Source organism: Allobosea psychrotolerans (genome assembly GCF_002917105.1).
GTDB classification, from domain to species: domain Bacteria; phylum Pseudomonadota; class Alphaproteobacteria; order Rhizobiales; family Beijerinckiaceae; genus Allobosea; species Allobosea psychrotolerans.
Map to the genome: position 1 here is coordinate 1 of NZ_PQFZ01000032.1, position 15,971 is coordinate 15,971.

Here is a 15,971-nt window from a genome sequence, read left to right on the forward strand (position 1 = left end):
ACGATGCCGATGTCGCGCTTGTGCGGCGGGGTGAAGGTGACGTCGCGCCCGCCGAAATGGATCGACCCGCCCGAAGGCTGGATGAAGCCGCCGAGAATGCCGAGCAAGGTGGTCTTGCCCGAGCCGGAAGGGCCGAGCAACGAGACGAATTCATGCGGCGCGACATCGAGCGACACGTCGTCGAGCGCCCGCACCGATCCGTAGATCTTGCTCGCGGACCGGATTTCGACGCGCTCGCCGCTCATATGCACGATGAGGATTCTCCAGGCGAGCGAATACAGTCCAAAGCGCGCATCGACGCCGGGATCTGCGATGTGATGGCCGGATGGCCGTTTCGGCGCATCGGCAACCAGTTGTGTCGTCGCGATTTAAGGTCCTGGCAGCCAGTTTCCGCAATTGCGGAATTCTTGGGGTTTCCATAATCTGGCGTTATGTCTGATCTTCGCCGCATGCTGTCCTCCAGCAACGCGCTCTTCGTGTTTGAAGCCGCCGCCAGCAGCGGCAGCTTCACCGGAGCGGCCGAAGCGTTGAACGTGACGCAACCCGCCGTCAGCCGGATGCTGGGACAGCTCGAGGCCTATCTCGGAGTTCGGCTGTTTCAGCGCGGCCGCCGCGGCGCTGTCCTGACCGAAGAGGGCGAAGTGCTGTTCCGGCGGGTCAAGGATGGCTTCGGCATCATCGAGACCGGCCTGAAGGAGGTCGAGCGACTGAAGGCCAGGAAGGACACGGTGACGATTTCAGTGTCGTCAGCCTTCACCACTCACTGGATGATCCCGCGCATGCGGCGCTTCCAGAACGAGTTTCCCGACATCGAGCTGCGCTTTCAGATGACCAGCGGATCCTTGCGCGGCCCCGTCGAGCATGTCGATTTCGGCATGCGCTATGTCGAGCAGGATGCCGCCATATCGCCCGAAGAGTTCGTGTCGCACGAGGTGATGTTGCCGGTTTGCAGCCCCTCCTACATGCTGCCGACCGAGCCTGACGCCTATGACGACGTCGATACGATCATCCAGCTCACCGACAATCCCTGCGATTGGCTGGGACTGCATCCCGACGTCCTGCGTCGTGGCAGGGGGCAGATCAGGAAACTGACGTTCTCCGACTACGCTGTCGTCATGCAGGCCGCCATGGCCGGGCAAGGCATCGCTTTCGGCTGGCTGAGCGTCGTGTCCGCCGCGTTGAGATCAGGAGCCTTGCTGCCCGCATCCTCCAGTTTGACGCAGGGCGATCGGCTATGTGTCCTTGCTTCGCCTCAAGATCAAAAGCTGACCAAGAGCGCGATTGCGATCCGGGAGTGGATCATCGCCGAGCAACGGCGAGACGTCACTGCTCTGGATCGAAAATATCCGGAGATGAGATTTCTGCAGTTGTCCTATCAGCGCGATGGGGCAGACCCTATCCATTGACGGTTCGATGACCGCGGGCGCAACAGGCTGCCGCCCCGTTGCAGACAGGGGCGGCGGCGCGCCGAGGCCAGTCGCGATGTTGATGCAGGCGGCCGAGCCTAGTCCCGATCCGGGGCGCCGAGCGGGAAGTAGTGGCGGAAGCGCCGCGCCTCATCCACCGCACGGGCGAAGGACGGCCGTTGCAGCAGGCGTGCGCGATAGGCCAGGAGATGGCCGTAATGCGCAGGGATTCGATAGGTCCAGTCGGCATAGAACAGCGACGGCGCTGCGGCGCAGTCGGCCAGCGTGAAGGTCTCGCCCACCGCCCAATTGCGCCCCTGCATGCGCTGGTCGAGCCAGGCATAGCTGGTGTCCAGCATCTTGCGCGCCTCCTCGACGCCGTAAGGGTCGCGGCTTTCGGGCGGGCGCAGCGCGTCGAAGACGAACTTGCCCTGGGGCGTCATGACGTAATTGTCGAAGAAGCGGTCGAGCATGCGCGCCTGGAGGGCAAGCTCGGGGTCCGCGGGGATCAGCTTCACCGGCCCGGGATGATGCAGCTCCAGATATTCGATGACGATCGAGGCCTCCAGCACGACGCGGCCGTCTTCGCGCAGGATCGGGAAGCGCTTCATCGGCCATAGCGAGGCGAGCTCCTCGCTCACGCCGGCATCCTCCAGCATCCGGTAGGTGAAGGGCACCTCGTTTTCGTAGAAGGCGATGAGCGCCTTCTGGCAGTAGGACGAGAACGGATGGGCGAAGAGTTCGAGCGTCATGAGAAGGCCCTCGGTTCGCGCCCCTCGAGCACCGCGACCAGGTTGTCGATATGCCAGGTCGTGCCGTGCTCGCGCCCCCGCACCGCCTCCATGCCGCCGGTCAGATAGGAGCCCTGCTCGGTGTGGACCAGCCGGGTCCTGTCGCCCTCGCCCCTGAGTTCGAGCGTCAGCAGCGACACCGAGAGCTTATCGCCGTTGTGGAACATGTCGTAGACGAGGATGATCCGCTCGTTCTCGACGATGTCGTGATAGGTCGCCTGGAAATCGGTGGTCATGCCGCTGGGCCAGCGGGCGTGGAAGCGTTCCTTGCCGCCGACGCGGAAGTCGAAGTCGCGGTTCAGGGTTTCGATGTCCGTGGGCGCCCTGAACCATGTGCTCTTGGCCTCGAGGCTGCCATAGGCGGCAAAAACCCGCGCCGGCGAGGCGTTCAGCACGCGCTCGATGGTGAAAGTGGCGTTGGTGACGGTCATGGGTCCTCCTTGGCAGCGGTTTGGGCCAGATAGGCCTCGAGTTGATCGTATTGCTGTTCCCAGAAGCGCTTGCGCTCGGCGATCCAGCCTTCGACCTCGGTCATCGCCTTGAGCTCCAGGCTGCAGGTGCGCACGCGGCCCAGCTTCTGGCTCTTCACCAGCCCGGCCTCCTCCAGAACCTTCAGGTGCTGGACCACGGCCGACAGGGTCATCGGCAAGGGCTTGGCCAGCTCGCTGACCGAGGCCGGGCCAAGACAGAGCCGCTCGACCATGGCGCGGCGTCCGGGATCGGACAGGGCCTGGAAGGCGAGGTCGAGCGGCTTGGGCTGATACTGTAGCATTTGCTTAAGTGTTGACGCGAAAACAGCCGGAGTCAACCGGGCCGCGGTTCCGGGACGCCATCGCGGTCTGAAAGCTGTGTCGAGGCGGCCCGCCGCCCAAGGGGAAGGCCCTGTGCCGTAACGTTTACAGGCTCGGCGCGGCCTCGCAGCACAATTGATCTATATCATTTGATAGGATTGTAACCAAACAAAAGACATTATTTAAAAGCCTGCTTAACCCCCTAACGGCGATTCGGGCGGCGTTTCAGTCCCATCTCCAAGCGCCGTGCCGGAGGCTCCGATGCCAGAATCCGCCATGTCTCTCGTCAAGATGTCGTCCGATATCGTCCGCGCCTATGTGACCGGGAACAAGGTCCCGGTGACGGACATGCCCGCGCTGATCGCCAGCGTCCATTCCGCGTTGGCGAAGCTGAGGATCGAAGCCGAGGCGCCGCCTGCCCTGCGCGTCCCGGCCGTATCGATCTGGAATTCGATCACCGATGACAAGATCATCTGCCTGGAAGACGGCCTGGGTTTCCGATCGCTGAAACGTCATCTGAGTGCGAGGTACAACATGTCCCCCGCGGAATATCGCGCGAAATGGGACCTGCCGGTCGATTACCCGATGATGGCCCCGGCCTATGCCAAATCACGCTCTGCAATTGCCAAGGCGATGGGCATTGGCCGGAAGGCAGCAGCCGCTTCGGCCAGGAGGGAGAAGCGCACCGCGCCTGGCACGGCTCGCCTGCAAGAGCTGCGGCCAGCCCGGCAGCGCCAATATGTGCAGCCGGATTACTAGAGCATGTCCGCGTTGTCTTGACGCGAGCCGGTGCCCACCTCGCTCGAAAACGCCCTAGCGGATTGAATCGGACGCTTGGTACCCACCCGAGACCGTCCTCACGGCTCGAGGGAGAGCGGCGCGGCCCTGCCCATTTGCAGACACTCGAAAGGTCGCGGGTGGGCCAAAAACGTCGGTCGCTCGTCCGGGCGAGTTGCGCCATAAGCCGACTCTGGCCCATCGCCTGCAAACAGACATTGGCGTTGGAGTCGCATGACTTCCGTTCTCGCCCCCATTGCTGAAGCTCGATTGAACAGACGAAACGCTCTCTCTGCATCCCTGTTGTCTGACGCTCCAAAAGTCCGATCATTGATCAGTGTATCCAGCCAAGCGTCAGAGCTCCTTATTATGTGACCTGGCTCACTGAGCGGAGCCGTGAGGTGGGGCAATTTTCCGTTGCTAGGGCGAAACCTCAACCCCCTCCGGGAGGAACCATCATGCCTGTCCAACGCCTCACGACACTGACGGCCGGAACGAAGACCATCGCTGCTCCGGTCATCGAAGCGCTTGCCTCGCAGCTTCGCGGTAGCATCCTGGACTCGAGTGACGCGAGCTATGATGAGGCGCGCGCGATCTGGAACGGTATGGTCGATCGTCGGCCCGGCTTGATCATAAGCTGTGCGGCCGCTGCGGATGTCGTCAGCGCGGTCCGATTTGTTCGCGAGAACGGCTTACTCGTCTCGGTGCGTGGGGGCGGTCATGGCATTGCCGGAAACGCCGTCTGCGATGGTGGCGTGATGATTGATCTTTCGCCGATGAAATCGATCCACGTCGATGAGGCAGCGCAACGGGCCTGGGTCGAACCTGGTGCAACCCTTGCCGATGTGGACAAGGAAACGCAGGCATTCGGATTAGCGGTGCCGACGGGTATCAATTCGACCACTGGCATTGCCGGGTTGACGCTGGGTGGTGGCTTCGGCTGGATCACGCGGAAGTTTGGCCTCACCCTGGACAATCTTGTATCGGTCGAGGTGGTTACGGCCGATGGCGAGCTCCGGAGGGCAAGCGAGTCGGAAAATCCGGACCTGTTCTGGGCGCTGCGCGGCGGAGGCGGCAATTTCGGGGTCGCAACAAAATTCGAGTTCCGGCTGCACAAGGTCGGCCCGCAAGTCCTGGCGGGCCTGGTCGTGCACCCGCTCAGCGAAGCCGAGACGGTCCTGAAGGCTTACCGCCAAGCGCTTGAAGTCGCTCCCGATGAGCTGACATGCTGGGCCGTGATGCGGCAGGCCCCTCCTCTACCGTTCCTGCCGGTCGAGTGGCATGGCAAGGAAGTGCTGATCCTCGCCATGTGCTACTGTGGCGACCTCGCCGAGGGCGAAAGGGCGACCATGAGGTTGCGCTCGTTCGGAACGCCGATCGCGGATGTGGTCGGCCCTGCGCCTTTCACGGCGTGGCAACAGGCATTCGATCCGTTGCTCACGCCTGGCGCCCGCAACTACTGGAAAAGCCACGACTTTACGGAGCTCTCGGATGCGGCGGTCGGTATCCTGACGGGTGCGGTCCGCCACCTTCCAGACCCGGAATGCGAGATTTTCATAGGGCATGTCGGCGGGGCGGCAGGTCGCGTCGCCGCCGACGCAACAGCGTTTCCACAGCGCAGCTCCCATTTTGTCATGAACGTTCATGCGCGGTGGCGCGAGCCGGGCATGGACCGGACCTGCATCGGTTGGGCTCGCGAACTCTTCGACGCTGCGAAGCCATATTCCGCCGGGACGGCCTATATCAATTTCATGCCCGGCGATGAGGTGGATCGCGTCCAAGAGGCTTACGGAGACAACTATCATCGCCTTGCAAAGCTGAAACGACGCTACGATCCGTCGAATCTGTTTCGCATGAATCAGAATGTGGCGCCGACAACGAGTTCGCAGGCGGCATAAGTCCGGCCAACTGACTCACGGAAAGGCGGAAAGGAGCTCGAATGGCGTCGGGCCAGTTTTCACAGGTGCGGCGCATTGCCTTTCCGTGGCCAGCGTCCGCCTTTCCCCCGGTCCGGCGCCTATCTGGAGCTGGCACTTGATCGAATTGCTGCTTCTCAAACAAGTTGACCTTTGCGCTCGCACTCCCACCCGTCGGCCGTGCGCGCGTTGGGGAGCTGCCTGAAACGAGACATTGGCAAGAGACCGGCTAGACATCCGGTCTTGGTCCGGCCGATTGCCAAACGACTGTAGCCGGTTATGCGCAGGCTGTTGCGGTCGTCGACCATCGACCGCAGTCGCTTACGATCTGTTGGGCTCAGATGGACGACAACGCCAGTACGCATCCCGCAGACTCGCACGACGCCGCGCCGCGCGGAATCCCAACCCGGACTCTTTTGTCCCGATCAATCCACTAGTGCAGCGACCTGGTTTCATCGGCCGGCAGATCGATCAGGCGCGCCAGACCCAGCACCCTGACGCCTTCGACAAACTCCTCGAAGGCTGCCTGGTCGGTCGCGAAGGTTTCCTCCCACATGATCGCGCAGCCCTGTCCATCCAGCAATTCGAGGACCCAGGCGTCGCTTCCCTCCGGCCGGTAGATCTCGACCCGCACGGTCATGCCGTCGATCGTGAAGGCGCGCGACAGCGCCGAGCGTATCATTCCAGGATCATCCATCATGGGCGCGCGCCCATCCCGGACCTGGCACGCTCAACCCGCTGCAGCGCCGGCGCGGCGCGCGCCATCTGCCTGTCACGGAATGCGACGGAATGGGCGGCCGTCCTGGGGCAGGCGCCATGAGCCCGCCTGGTATCGGCAGGGTCCCCGAAAGACGAAAACAGCATCCGCTCCTCCGTCGAAATAGCTGAGACGACATTCCTCTGGGTCAAAGCTAGGCGGTTTACGCTGGCGCGCACCAACTTTTGTTAACGCGCCACTTGATTTGCTGCGGCGCGCCGTCCTGGCACCTATGTTCAGGCTGCAGGGCACGGCGAGGACGATCTCGACCTGTCCGAAGTCGATGAGACAGCCTGGCGTGATGCGGCGACAGCGTCGAACGGGCGCGGTTGGGCGAGCCCCTTCGACGGCCCACGCCCCTGTGAAAGCGTCGCGACGAGCCATCCCATGGATATCAGGATGAGCAGGACAGCGGATTCGAGGAGGCTTTCGACAGAAAAACCGCGAATCGGCCAGTACCGGAGCAAAATTCGCACCCGGAGATCGCAGAGCAGGGTCGTTTAATCCAAATATCGGTACGATGCGGTCAGAATAACAAAAGTATCTAATTTCATTAACATATGTTATTGTCATACAGCATCTTATATAAGGGCATCCAATTCCTTTTCTCACTAGGCTTTGCCAACGGTAATGCGGGGACCGTTCCTCCTGCGTGCAGGAGGCGGCTTTGGCTTATCGATCGACGGACGCGCTCGCCCCCCTCGTGGTCAGGCTCAGGGCGGTGGTCCATCTCACCGACAAGGAGGCCGAGATCATTCGCGCCCTGCCCTTCACGGTGCGGGAGGTCAAGGCCGGCTGGGAAATCGTGCGCGAGGGCGACCGCCCCAGCCAATCCTGCCTGATCCTCGACGGGGTGAGCTGCCGATTCAAGATCGTCGGCGACGGCGGCCGGCAGATCGTCTCGGTTCACATCCCCGGGGACCTTCCCGATCTGCAAAGTTTCCATCTGAAGACGATGGACCATAATCTTGCGACGCTCACGCCAAGCCGTATCGGCCTCATCCCCCACAGCGCCATCCATCACCTGATGATGAGCAGCCCGCGCATGGCCAATATCCTGGCGCGAGAGGGGCTGATCGACGGCTCGATCTTCCGCGAATGGATCTGCAATATCGGGCGCCGGCCGGCGCTGACCAGGGTTGCCCATTTCCTCTGCGAGATCTTTGTCCGCTACCGCCTGATCGGCGCCAATGACGGCATGACCATCCCCTTTGCCTTCACCCAGACCGAGCTTGCCGACGCCCAGGGCACATCGACCGTTCACATCAACCGGGTGCTGAAAGTGCTCAAGACGGACGGCATGATCTCGATTGCAGGCAAGGCCCTGACGGTCCATGACTGGGAGAAGCTCCAGGAAACCGGAGATTTCGACGCCAGGTATCTGCACCTGTCTGAGGCGGAAGCGGCGGCTGTGTGAGGGTATGGGTGCGGGCACCAACTCTGCCGTCCCGCGAAATCCGGGCGACAGCGCGAGGACGGGCACCGACCTGCTCGCGCCCCGCAAGCCCGGCCGGGTGATCGCCCGCCCCCAAGCAGATGGTCAAGCGCCGGCCAGAGACCGCCCAATACGCCCGCGGCATGTCCGGCGGCTCGGCATCGGCATGCGCATGAATCGCGAGAGCGCTTCCTAGAGTCAGGCGCAGGATCGTGAATATCTAACGCGAGAGGATTGCCGTGCGAAACCTTCGCTTCCTCACTATCAATCCACACGAAGAATGCTAAAATAAGAACGAACCGTAAACGACATCCAGGCATGCTGATAGGCGGCAAGGGCCAAATGACCGACTCTGCCAAACCCACCTTCTACGAATTTTTCGCTGGTGGGGGGATGGCTCGCGCCGGCCTCGGCCACGATTGGGAATGCGTTTTCTCAAACGATTTCGACTTTAAGAAGGGTGCGGCTTACCAGTCCAACTGGGACAAGGACGGGCAGACCGTCCTTAAGGTCGGCGACATCCGCAAGGTCGCGGTGAGCGAGTTGCCGGGCGTTGCTGATCTCGCATGGGCATCCTTCCCGTGCCAAGACCTGTCGCTGGCCGGCGGCGGCGCTGGGCTCCGGGGCGAGCGCTCCGGGACGTTTTATCCGTTCTGGGACATCGTGAAGCTTCTGATCGCTGAGGGCCGCGCCCCTCGCGTAGTCGCACTCGAGAACGTCACCGGTACGCTGACCAGCCACAGCGGGAAGGATTTCGAGGCGATCTGCCAGACTTTTGCCGAAACCGGCTACCGCTACGGCGCTCTAGTAATTGACGCCGCTCTGTTCGTGCCGCATTCCCGTCCACGTCTGTTCGTCGTCGGTGTCCGCGATGATGTCGAGGTCGAGGAAGCCATGGTGTCCCCGGGACCAATTGAGCCCTTCCACACGCGCGGCCTGCAGGCGGCATACGACCGGATCAACGACGATGCCAAGGCAAAGTGGTTGTGGTGGAATATGCCCACACCGCGGCATCGCAACACGGTATTCGCGGACCTGATCGAGGACGAGCCGAAAAGCGTGCACTGGCACACAGCTGCCGAGACAACGAAGCTACTCGGCCAAATGTCGCCGATCAATCTGGCGAAGGTTGAAGCCGCCAAGCGCGCCGGGCGTCGTATGGTCGGCACCGTTTACAAGCGAACGCGCGTCGAGGACGGAACGAAGCACCAGCGAGCCGAGGTGCGCTTCGACGATTTGGCCGGCTGCCTCCGCACCCCGGCCGGCGGCTCGTCGCGCCAGGTGATCGTCGTGGTTGACGAAAATCGCATCCGCTCACGCCTGATCTCCTCCCGCGAGACCGCGCGGCTGATGGGGTTGGATGAGGATTACGTGCTGCCAAAGAACTACAACGAGGCCTACCACCTCACCGGCGATGGCGTTGTTGTGCCGGTGGTGAGCCATTTGGCCCGGTACATCATCGAGCCGCTTCTCAAGCGCTTCAGGTCCAAGGACTTCGCTGCGGCATGAGCGTCATCCCCTGCGAACAAAACGCTGATCTACGTGACCAGATCGAAAAGTTCGCAGAGGTCCTCAAAACTCAGTCTCACCTGCTCGGCGAACATGGACTGGACGAGAAGGAGTTCTACAACTCCGGGCTTTTCAGGGGCGCAATTGAGCGCATCCGCGGTCAGTACTCAGCGACGATGCGTCCGAAGCGCGAGTTTGTGCAGCACGTCCTGAACCACATGGAGGACGCCGGCCTGATCGAGGGCTGGGATTTGAGCGAGGCAGCGGAGCGCAGCGACTATTGGGTGCGCCTACCACGAGGCCGGAACGCTGTCATAGCGCTGACCGGAGGCATGGATGGGAACAACGTCACGCTGTTCGAGCGCCCTGTGTCTGCCGACGAATTCATCATTTGGAGCATCATGACCAACGCCGCCGGCGATCCACGGCGCAACGCTTGGTCGGGCATTCACACCAGGCTGTCGGCGGAGATAATAGCCCGCGACCAGCAGGTCGATGGAGTGATCGTGTGGGACATGGTTTGCGCCACACTGGGGCGGCCATGCCCCAAGATCATGAGCGAAGTCGAATCTAGACTCACCGACGTCGGGCCTTTCCGCGTCCCACCACCTTGCATTTACATGTTTCCAGCTATCGTGCCTGGCGGTGCGGTGACGAAGGTAATGGCGCAGCAGGTCGCCGACGTGACGCTGCTACAAGCTTTTCACAACTGCTTCCGCGGCCGGGACGACGAGTTAAACTTCGTAGATTTTGAGATCCAGCTCGCCGGTAGCGAAACCTGGCGCAAGACGACCATTACCCGCGCGGGTATAGTCCAAGTCGAATCGGAGATGATGCCGATCCGGAGGGGCTAGTGGCGAAGAAACCAAGCGCGGTGGATGACGCAGTCAAGCGGCCGCCATTGGAGACCGACGAGCTACGCAAGGGGATACGTTCCTTCTTCCATGAGACGGACTATGATGATCCTAGCGGCATCAAGAAGAAGGTCGGCAGCTACACGTGGGGCGTCTACGCGTTCTACGACTACGACGGCGAGCCCATCTACGTCGGGCAGACCAAGGAGAAGTTGAGCGGACGGGTCGGAAGGCACATGACGAATCAGCGTACTGACGCCGTCGCAATGTCTGTGCTCGACCCCTTCGAAGTAGCCGAGATCGAGGTCTGGCCCTTGCCGCACTTCGAAGGGGTGAACAAGAAACACCCTGATTTTAAAATGGCGAAAGCTACTCTCGACGCCCTTGAGCATATGGTTTTCACGCGGCTGCGCAGCGAGAGTAAATTCAAAGCGATACTCAATGAGAAAGACCCACCACGCCCCACAGTGGCAATCAATGAACCGCCATCCGTGCGAGGCAGCATCGTATCAGATACCATCCGAGAATTGCGCAGCCATCCGGATACCCGCCTAGCCCGCCGAGCTATGATTATGTCGAAGCTGGCGCAGGTCATCTCCGAGCGCGAGGTTAAAATGGGACTGCGACGGGTACTAGTGACACAAACCAAGCGGCTGCGCTGGCTTGCCGAGCGTCGCTTCGAGAGCTTGGGTGGCGAGAGCGAAGTCGAGGTCGGGCCGGAGAATGACGACGAAGTCGAAGGCGGTTAGGGGTGGTCCTACCCGCAGCCAGATCATGCGAGCCGTCAGGTCCAAGGACACGACGCCCGAGATGATCGTGCGCCGGTTAGTACACGGGATGGGCTATCGATACCGCTTGCACCGTAAGGAACTGCCTGGCAATCCCGATCTGGTCTTTCCCGGCCGGCGCAAGATCGTCTTCGTCAACGGCTGCTTTTGGCATGGGCACGGCTGCCTTCGGGGCGCCCGGCAACCGAAGGCTAACGCAGACTATTGGCGCGCTAAGATCGGACGCAACGTCAAGCGCGACTGCGGCAACCTGCAGGCGCTTGAGAGTGCAGGATGGCAGGTGCTGACAGTGTGGGAGTGTGAAACCCCAAAAACCAGGCGTGATGCTTTAGAAGAAAAGCTGCAGTCGTTCCTCATGTAGCACGGCGCGACGCCTGCTTCCTTCAACGCCAAGCTATTTATTCAACACTCAGCTTGCCACCTTTGTTGCGAAAACGCAGGGTTCGGCGTCGGTCGGAGCAGCGAAGAGCGGCCACCAGAACTTGTGTGCGGTCCAGCCCAGCTCCCGGCCACCTTCCTGTTGGAGCAGGATTAGCGCCGGCTTGGAGCGAGGTTCGTCGAGCACCTTCCTGCGTAGGGCCGTGCCGAGGATCGAACGCCCCGACTTGTCGCCCGAACCGGCCCGCGACAGCTTTCTACCGGTCTCGGCGTAGATCAATATCTTGCCGTCTCCACCCTGCGCCACATCGGCATAGTAATCGATCAAGCCGCGCATGGCGTCCCACTCGAACTCCACCGTATCGAATTCCATGCTCTTTTCGATGACATCGACGATGGCAATGGCGGTTTTGCGGTCAACGGTGACGTAACTCTCGGTGTCACGCCACTCTGGTTTGATCAGGCAATCGAGCTCGGCCTGGATTTTGGCCATCGTCGAGCCGCCCTTGGTCTGGAAATCGCTGGGCAAAAGCATGTCGCTGGGCGAGACGGCGACGACGTCGCTTAGCAGCACTTTATTAGGCGCGCAGGGGCGCACGCGGCGGGAGGCATCCGCCTGAATGAACACCACGCCGGCATCATGAGCGCCGGTCTGGAAAGCGTTGCGGAGCGAACCCTCGAGGGCGTTGATGGTGTAGAGCCGATCGTAGACTGCCCGCGATGTGTAAAACCGGGTGACAGCGAGATCACGACGATCGCGGTTGCCGTACATGCGGGAGTGCTGCAGCACGGTGTCAGCCTGCATCGTCTTCGGATTGCGCCCGTAGTAAAACGAGATCAGGTTCGGGATCGTGATGCCGCGGTCAAGGATATTGCCGCCCACCCAAATGTTGTAGGGTGTGCGCAGCTTCAGTTCCGCATTAGCGTCCAGCAAGGCCATGACGTCGGTGTCCGAGTTGACCTTCTCCACCGCGACGTCGTCGCTCTGGAGGGCGTCGATGAAGGCGTCGAAGGCCTCATCTCGCGGCGGCATTTTGCCCTTATCGGCAAATACCGATGCCTCCAGGTCGTCATAGGCGGCGTCGAAGAGGGGGCGCAGTTGCGCCGGATCGTTCTCGGCGGCGTCCACAATGGCGCGAAATATCCAGTCGATCACCTGGTCTTGCCAGGCGTGCGCAGCGCGAGCGATATCGTTGTGGATCACCATCGCGTATTTTTTCGCGCGCTCCCCGCCCTCGCGCTGCTGCCAGCGGCGCACGCCGACCGCGACGACAAAGGTGATAATGGCACGGCGCAGACCGGTGAGGTTGTCCGTCTCGAGGACGTTGCTTGCACTGATGCGGCGCTTGTCGGAGCGACGAAGAGCCTCCTGCTCCTGTTCTGCGACCTCGACGATTAGCTTGGACCGAGGATCGTCCCCCTCGAAGGAGCCGAAATAATCGTCGCCACCGACGTAGCCGGAATGAATGGGCAGCAGCTTGGTGAACGCCGGACGCTTCGGCTTGAATACGTAGTTGGTGTTCGCCGCGTCGTAGTCCTCGGGCTGAAGGTAAAGCGAGTACGGAGTGGCCGTAACCTGCAGGAAGGCTATGCCCGTGGCCATGTCTCTGAGTTGATCAATCTGATCCGCGATAGTGCCCTGATTCACACCAGGGTTACCTGCCTTGCGGACGAAGCGAACGCTGGCAAGGTCGGCCTCATCGTCAATGAGTAGTACCCTGCGTTTCTGCAGGTCCTCGTGCGCTTCAATGAATTCGATCAACTTGTCGAGATTCCGCGCCTGCTTCTTGGCAACGATAACCACCTTCCGACGCAGCTCGCTACGACGTAGCGTTCCCGGCAGGTTCATGATGTCAACCACCAAAAACTCATCGTCCGCAATGAATTCCGCAAAGTCGCTTTCGAGGCGACGGACGGTCTGAGCCGACAGCGTCTTAGTGCCCTTAGTCAGGACGATTGCTATGTCGAAGCCACGATCGAAGGCTTTGGCGATGACGCCTACGAATCCGCGCGTCTTGCCCGACTGTATCCTACCCAAAAGCATTCCCGGCTTTTCCCCGCTGGTGGACGCGCTCTCAAGTTCAACGACGATCTCCTCGATGCAGGTCGAGAGAGCCTCGTCGTCGTTCCGGAAGCTCTTGAGCCGCGAGTAATAGGATGATGATTCTTTGAGGGTGCCCAGTTTACGATTGTTGCGCTTGAGCCAAGCGCGAATCTGAGTACGCCGAAAGACGGGACCGGACGCCAGCTCCTTGAGGGGCTGCGGAAAATCGGACGAGCGGACCCGCCAATTAGCGACGGCCTGCGCGCTAACGCCCGCCATCGTCGCAATTTCGCTGATGCCGACCAGATCGTACTCCATGGCGAAGACACCTCTGTGTATGATTGTCACATACGTGTAGATCACTCACACCGGCAATGTCAACAACTGTGACATCGTGCGGGATTATCTGTGGCCAAACTTTACGAAGCGACTTGTGTCGCCAGATTGGGCTAGCTCTGCATCACTTGCGTCCGAAACTCGATCTCCGGACGATCACGCATAACGGAGTCGGCAGATGCACGCGCTCAGCACAATGTTCGATGGAGAGGCATGCACCTAATGGCTGACGATCTGCGGGAGTTCTACGATTGCCTCAACCGTGAGGAGGCGGACCTCGCGGCCAATATCGCCACCGACGGCCTGGGCCTACTGATGCGGGTCGCGATCAACGAGCTCGACCTCAACTTTGAGCGAGTGGGTCGAGGCGATGAGATAGGAGATGCAGATCACGAGCGGGAGTACGTCATGCGCATCGGCGTGATTCGCATCATCAAGCTGGCTATGCAGGCGCACCCACGGTTCGAGGCACCCACACTGACGTTTCAACGCAATATGACGTATTCTCTGCCGGTTCTATCCTTGATCAGCAAGGCAGGAGCCATTGAGCACGGCCGACGGGTGGCGCAGAGCCTACGAGCGAAGTCGGGCCGGATAGAGAGGCTGAGCGACCGGTTCCGCATCGTCCTGCCCTCCAAGCTGACCGATCTTGAGCTTCATGAGCGTGAGCTGGACCGACATTATGTCGAGCAGCATCGAGAGATGTTTGCGAGAGGTTACGAGGCGCTCGTAGATGCCCAGATAGGCGCGGAGGTAAGGTCGTTGCTCACCGAACTCGTTTATCCGTTCCATACTCACTTCATCGGCTATGAGGCCGACCCCGTGCTCGACCTTTATTTCTTCGGGCACGCCTATAGCGAGATCCAGCTCTCCAAGGGCTTCGATACCTTCCATTTCTCCACAGTGTTCGGCGGCATGACCTTCCAGCACTATAAATTGGCGGCGATGTTCATAGTGTCTGTGGGAATGAAGCACCGCGCGTTCGTCCGGGCACTGATGGAGAAGCAGTCCTCGATCCGGATCGAGGACGTCCTCACCGTGTCAGTCGCGACGACTGGCTTTCTCGAGGGCCTTCGAGATTTCATCAACCAATTTGGCGAGCAGCACGAGCACCATGTGCCGGTGACGGACGAAGGCGTTCGGATCATCTTCGACGTGCTCTCCGTGAGCCGGCGCAACTTGGCGCTGCTGGATCGGCCCGGCGCGCCTTTACCACCCTTGATCCAATGCTCCGATGACCATGTCATTAGACCCCTGGCCGGTGCGACTAGCGATGAGGTCATGCTGTTCCTTCTCAACTCGCTTCAGCACAGCTTCCCGAAGGACTACGACCGGGCTCAACGGTCGCGCGAAGGTGTGATGCAGCGAGCCGTCGAGGGGACTCTCCGGTCTGTACTTCCTGATCTTGAGTATCGAGGCAACATCAAGCTAAGGCGGGGCGGGAAAGACCTGACCGATCTCGATATGGTGATTGTCGAGCAGTCGACCGATCGCGTGGTGCTCATCCAGCTGAAGCATCAGGACCCGTACGGCGCAGACTTGGCCACAATGCAGGCCCGGACCGGGCGGCTGAACCAGCAGGTCAGTGACTGGCTCCGTAAGGTGCGCTCGTGGCTCGCCGCTGCGAGCACATCCGAGCTGCGGGCGACGCTTCGGCTCCCGCCCTCTATGACGAGGCCAACAGTCAGCCTGCTGGTGTTGACGCGCCACTTCGCGCATTCGCTTCGGCTAATCGTCGATGGTGACGATGTAGCCTTCTCCAATTGGCCTCAGCTAGCCACAGCGGCCGAACGCTTGCGGGAGAAGGAAGGTCCTGCCCACGGGATGGATGACCTAATTGCCGAGTTGAGAGGTCTGAGCGTTCCTGAAGAGGAACACTACCTCCCAGAGCCCCCGAGTGAATGGCGCGTGGGCGGCCTGCTCTTCACGATCGAGCAGGCGGAATAATCCGCGGTCTGAGCCAACACACCTGCCGCGCCAGCAAGGTTTGTAGTCTTATTCGCATGGAATGCTGCGGCCGGAAGCATTCGATCTTCCTAAGCTAGCTTTATCTCTTGCCCGACGGCCTGCGCGCCAACCAGCCGCCCAAAAGCAGACTCCCCACGACGTCGGCAAAGGGCCAGGAGCCGGCATGATCGAGCCCTTCGTTGCCGCAATCTGTGCTAATGAGACCTCGAAGGAGCCGCGGC

Annotated in this window: 15 protein-coding genes; 9 read left to right on the forward strand and 6 right to left on the reverse strand. The window is 61.0% G+C overall.

What is annotated here, in order from left to right:
- The coding region (locus CYD53_RS28395; protein ID WP_146056033.1) for an ATP-binding cassette domain-containing protein at nt 1–245 on the reverse strand (245 nt) is incomplete at its 3' end.
- 204 nt (nt 246–449) lie between these two features.
- Here CYD53_RS28395 and CYD53_RS28400 point away from each other — a divergent pair.
- Nucleotides 450–1,406: a LysR family transcriptional regulator gene (locus tag CYD53_RS28400; RefSeq protein ID WP_245928472.1), complete on the forward strand. Its 957-nt coding sequence runs from the start codon at nt 450–452 to the stop codon at nt 1,404–1,406.
- Nucleotides 1,407–1,504: 98 nt separating this feature from the next.
- Here the strand turns inward: CYD53_RS28400 and CYD53_RS28405 are convergent, their stop codons facing one another.
- From CYD53_RS28405 to CYD53_RS28415, 3 genes are read right to left on the reverse strand one after another with little or no spacing between them, the layout of a single operon-like run.
- Nucleotides 1,505–2,158 carry a glutathione S-transferase family protein gene (locus CYD53_RS28405; RefSeq protein WP_103721441.1) on the reverse strand — a complete coding sequence of 218 codons (654 nt, stop codon included), beginning with the start codon at nt 2,156–2,158 and terminating at the stop codon, nt 1,505–1,507.
- Nucleotides 2,155–2,628, reverse strand: a complete 474-nt coding sequence (locus tag CYD53_RS28410) for an SRPBCC domain-containing protein (RefSeq protein ID WP_103721442.1) — start codon at nt 2,626–2,628, stop codon at nt 2,155–2,157. The genes CYD53_RS28405 and CYD53_RS28410 overlap by 4 nt, the downstream gene beginning before the upstream one ends.
- Nucleotides 2,625–2,969, reverse strand: a complete 345-nt coding sequence (locus CYD53_RS28415; protein ID WP_103721443.1) for an ArsR/SmtB family transcription factor — start codon at nt 2,967–2,969, stop codon at nt 2,625–2,627. The genes CYD53_RS28410 and CYD53_RS28415 overlap by 4 nt, the downstream gene beginning before the upstream one ends.
- A gap of 310 nt (nt 2,970–3,279) precedes the next feature.
- Between CYD53_RS28415 and CYD53_RS28420 the strand changes: the two genes are divergently transcribed.
- Both CYD53_RS28420 and CYD53_RS28425 read left to right on the forward strand, forming a co-directional pair.
- A complete protein-coding gene (locus CYD53_RS28420) occupies nt 3,280–3,747 on the forward strand; it encodes a Ros/MucR family transcriptional regulator (protein ID WP_342751749.1) in 468 nt (155 codons plus the stop codon).
- Between the two features lie 476 nt (nt 3,748–4,223).
- Nucleotides 4,224–5,663 carry an FAD-binding oxidoreductase gene (locus CYD53_RS28425; protein ID WP_103721445.1) on the forward strand — a complete coding sequence of 480 codons (1,440 nt, stop codon included), beginning with the start codon at nt 4,224–4,226 and terminating at the stop codon, nt 5,661–5,663.
- 451 nt (nt 5,664–6,114) lie between these two features.
- Here CYD53_RS28425 and CYD53_RS28435 read toward each other — a convergent pair whose 3' ends face one another.
- The gene (locus CYD53_RS28435; RefSeq protein WP_103721447.1) at nt 6,115–6,363 is read right to left on the reverse strand and encodes a hypothetical protein; all 249 of its coding nucleotides are present in this window, start codon (nt 6,361–6,363) and stop codon (nt 6,115–6,117) included.
- Between the two features lie 742 nt (nt 6,364–7,105).
- On the opposite strand from CYD53_RS28435, the gene CYD53_RS28440 reads away from it, so the two are divergent.
- The 5 genes from CYD53_RS28440 to CYD53_RS28460 all read left to right on the forward strand — a co-directional run bounded on the left by CYD53_RS28440 (nt 7,106) and on the right by CYD53_RS28460 (nt 11,385).
- On the forward strand, nt 7,106–7,855 hold the full coding sequence (locus CYD53_RS28440) for a Crp/Fnr family transcriptional regulator (protein ID WP_103721448.1): 750 nt from the start codon (nt 7,106–7,108) through the stop codon (nt 7,853–7,855).
- Between the two features lie 336 nt (nt 7,856–8,191).
- Complete coding sequence (locus CYD53_RS28445) at nt 8,192–9,382, forward strand: DNA cytosine methyltransferase (RefSeq protein ID WP_245928473.1); 1,191 nt, start codon at nt 8,192–8,194, stop codon at nt 9,380–9,382.
- The gene (locus tag CYD53_RS28450) at nt 9,379–10,236 is read left to right on the forward strand and encodes a hypothetical protein (RefSeq protein WP_103721449.1); all 858 of its coding nucleotides are present in this window, start codon (nt 9,379–9,381) and stop codon (nt 10,234–10,236) included. Before CYD53_RS28445 ends, CYD53_RS28450 begins: the two co-directional genes overlap by 4 nt.
- Nucleotides 10,236–10,985, forward strand: a complete 750-nt coding sequence (locus CYD53_RS28455) for a GIY-YIG nuclease family protein (RefSeq protein ID WP_103721450.1) — start codon at nt 10,236–10,238, stop codon at nt 10,983–10,985. Before CYD53_RS28450 ends, CYD53_RS28455 begins: the two co-directional genes overlap by 1 nt.
- Nucleotides 10,960–11,385 (forward strand): very short patch repair endonuclease, encoded by a 426-nt coding sequence (locus tag CYD53_RS28460; RefSeq protein ID WP_103721451.1) that lies wholly within the window; start codon nt 10,960–10,962, stop codon nt 11,383–11,385. Before CYD53_RS28455 ends, CYD53_RS28460 begins: the two co-directional genes overlap by 26 nt.
- Before the next feature lie 48 nt (nt 11,386–11,433).
- On the opposite strand, the gene CYD53_RS28465 is transcribed toward CYD53_RS28460, so the two are convergent.
- Entirely contained in the window at nt 11,434–13,764 is a 2,331-nt protein-coding gene (locus tag CYD53_RS28465) for a Z1 domain-containing protein (protein WP_146056029.1), read from the reverse strand.
- Between the two features lie 240 nt (nt 13,765–14,004).
- Between CYD53_RS28465 and CYD53_RS28470 the strand changes: the two genes are divergently transcribed.
- Nucleotides 14,005–15,729, forward strand: coding sequence for a hypothetical protein (locus CYD53_RS28470; RefSeq protein ID WP_146056030.1), 1,725 nt, complete (start codon nt 14,005–14,007; stop codon nt 15,727–15,729).
- Nucleotides 15,730–15,971: the final 242 nt, after the last annotated feature.

What these genes read in the sequence shown, in the direction of transcription:
- CYD53_RS28400 (WP_245928472.1), top strand. Translation starts at nt 450, where the DNA reads ATGCTGTCCTCCAGCAACGCGCTCTTCGTGTTTGAAGCCGCCGCCAGC.
- CYD53_RS28405 (WP_103721441.1), bottom strand. Translation starts at nt 2,158, where the DNA reads ATGACGCTCGAACTCTTCGCCCATCCGTTCTCGTCCTACTGCCAGAAG.
- CYD53_RS28410 (WP_103721442.1), bottom strand. Translation starts at nt 2,628, where the DNA reads ATGACCGTCACCAACGCCACTTTCACCATCGAGCGCGTGCTGAACGCC.
- CYD53_RS28415 (WP_103721443.1), bottom strand. Translation starts at nt 2,969, where the DNA reads ATGCTACAGTATCAGCCCAAGCCGCTCGACCTCGCCTTCCAGGCCCTG.
- CYD53_RS28420 (WP_342751749.1), top strand. Translation starts at nt 3,280, where the DNA reads ATGTCGTCCGATATCGTCCGCGCCTATGTGACCGGGAACAAGGTCCCG.
- CYD53_RS28425 (WP_103721445.1), top strand. Translation starts at nt 4,224, where the DNA reads ATGCCTGTCCAACGCCTCACGACACTGACGGCCGGAACGAAGACCATC.
- CYD53_RS28435 (WP_103721447.1), bottom strand. Translation starts at nt 6,363, where the DNA reads ATGATACGCTCGGCGCTGTCGCGCGCCTTCACGATCGACGGCATGACC.
- CYD53_RS28445 (WP_245928473.1), top strand. Translation starts at nt 8,192, where the DNA reads ATGCTGATAGGCGGCAAGGGCCAAATGACCGACTCTGCCAAACCCACC.
- CYD53_RS28450 (WP_103721449.1), top strand. Translation starts at nt 9,379, where the DNA reads ATGAGCGTCATCCCCTGCGAACAAAACGCTGATCTACGTGACCAGATC.
- CYD53_RS28460 (WP_103721451.1), top strand. Translation starts at nt 10,960, where the DNA reads ATGACGACGAAGTCGAAGGCGGTTAGGGGTGGTCCTACCCGCAGCCAG.
- CYD53_RS28465 (WP_146056029.1), bottom strand. Translation starts at nt 13,764, where the DNA reads ATGGAGTACGATCTGGTCGGCATCAGCGAAATTGCGACGATGGCGGGC.
- CYD53_RS28470 (WP_146056030.1), top strand. Translation starts at nt 14,005, where the DNA reads ATGGCTGACGATCTGCGGGAGTTCTACGATTGCCTCAACCGTGAGGAG.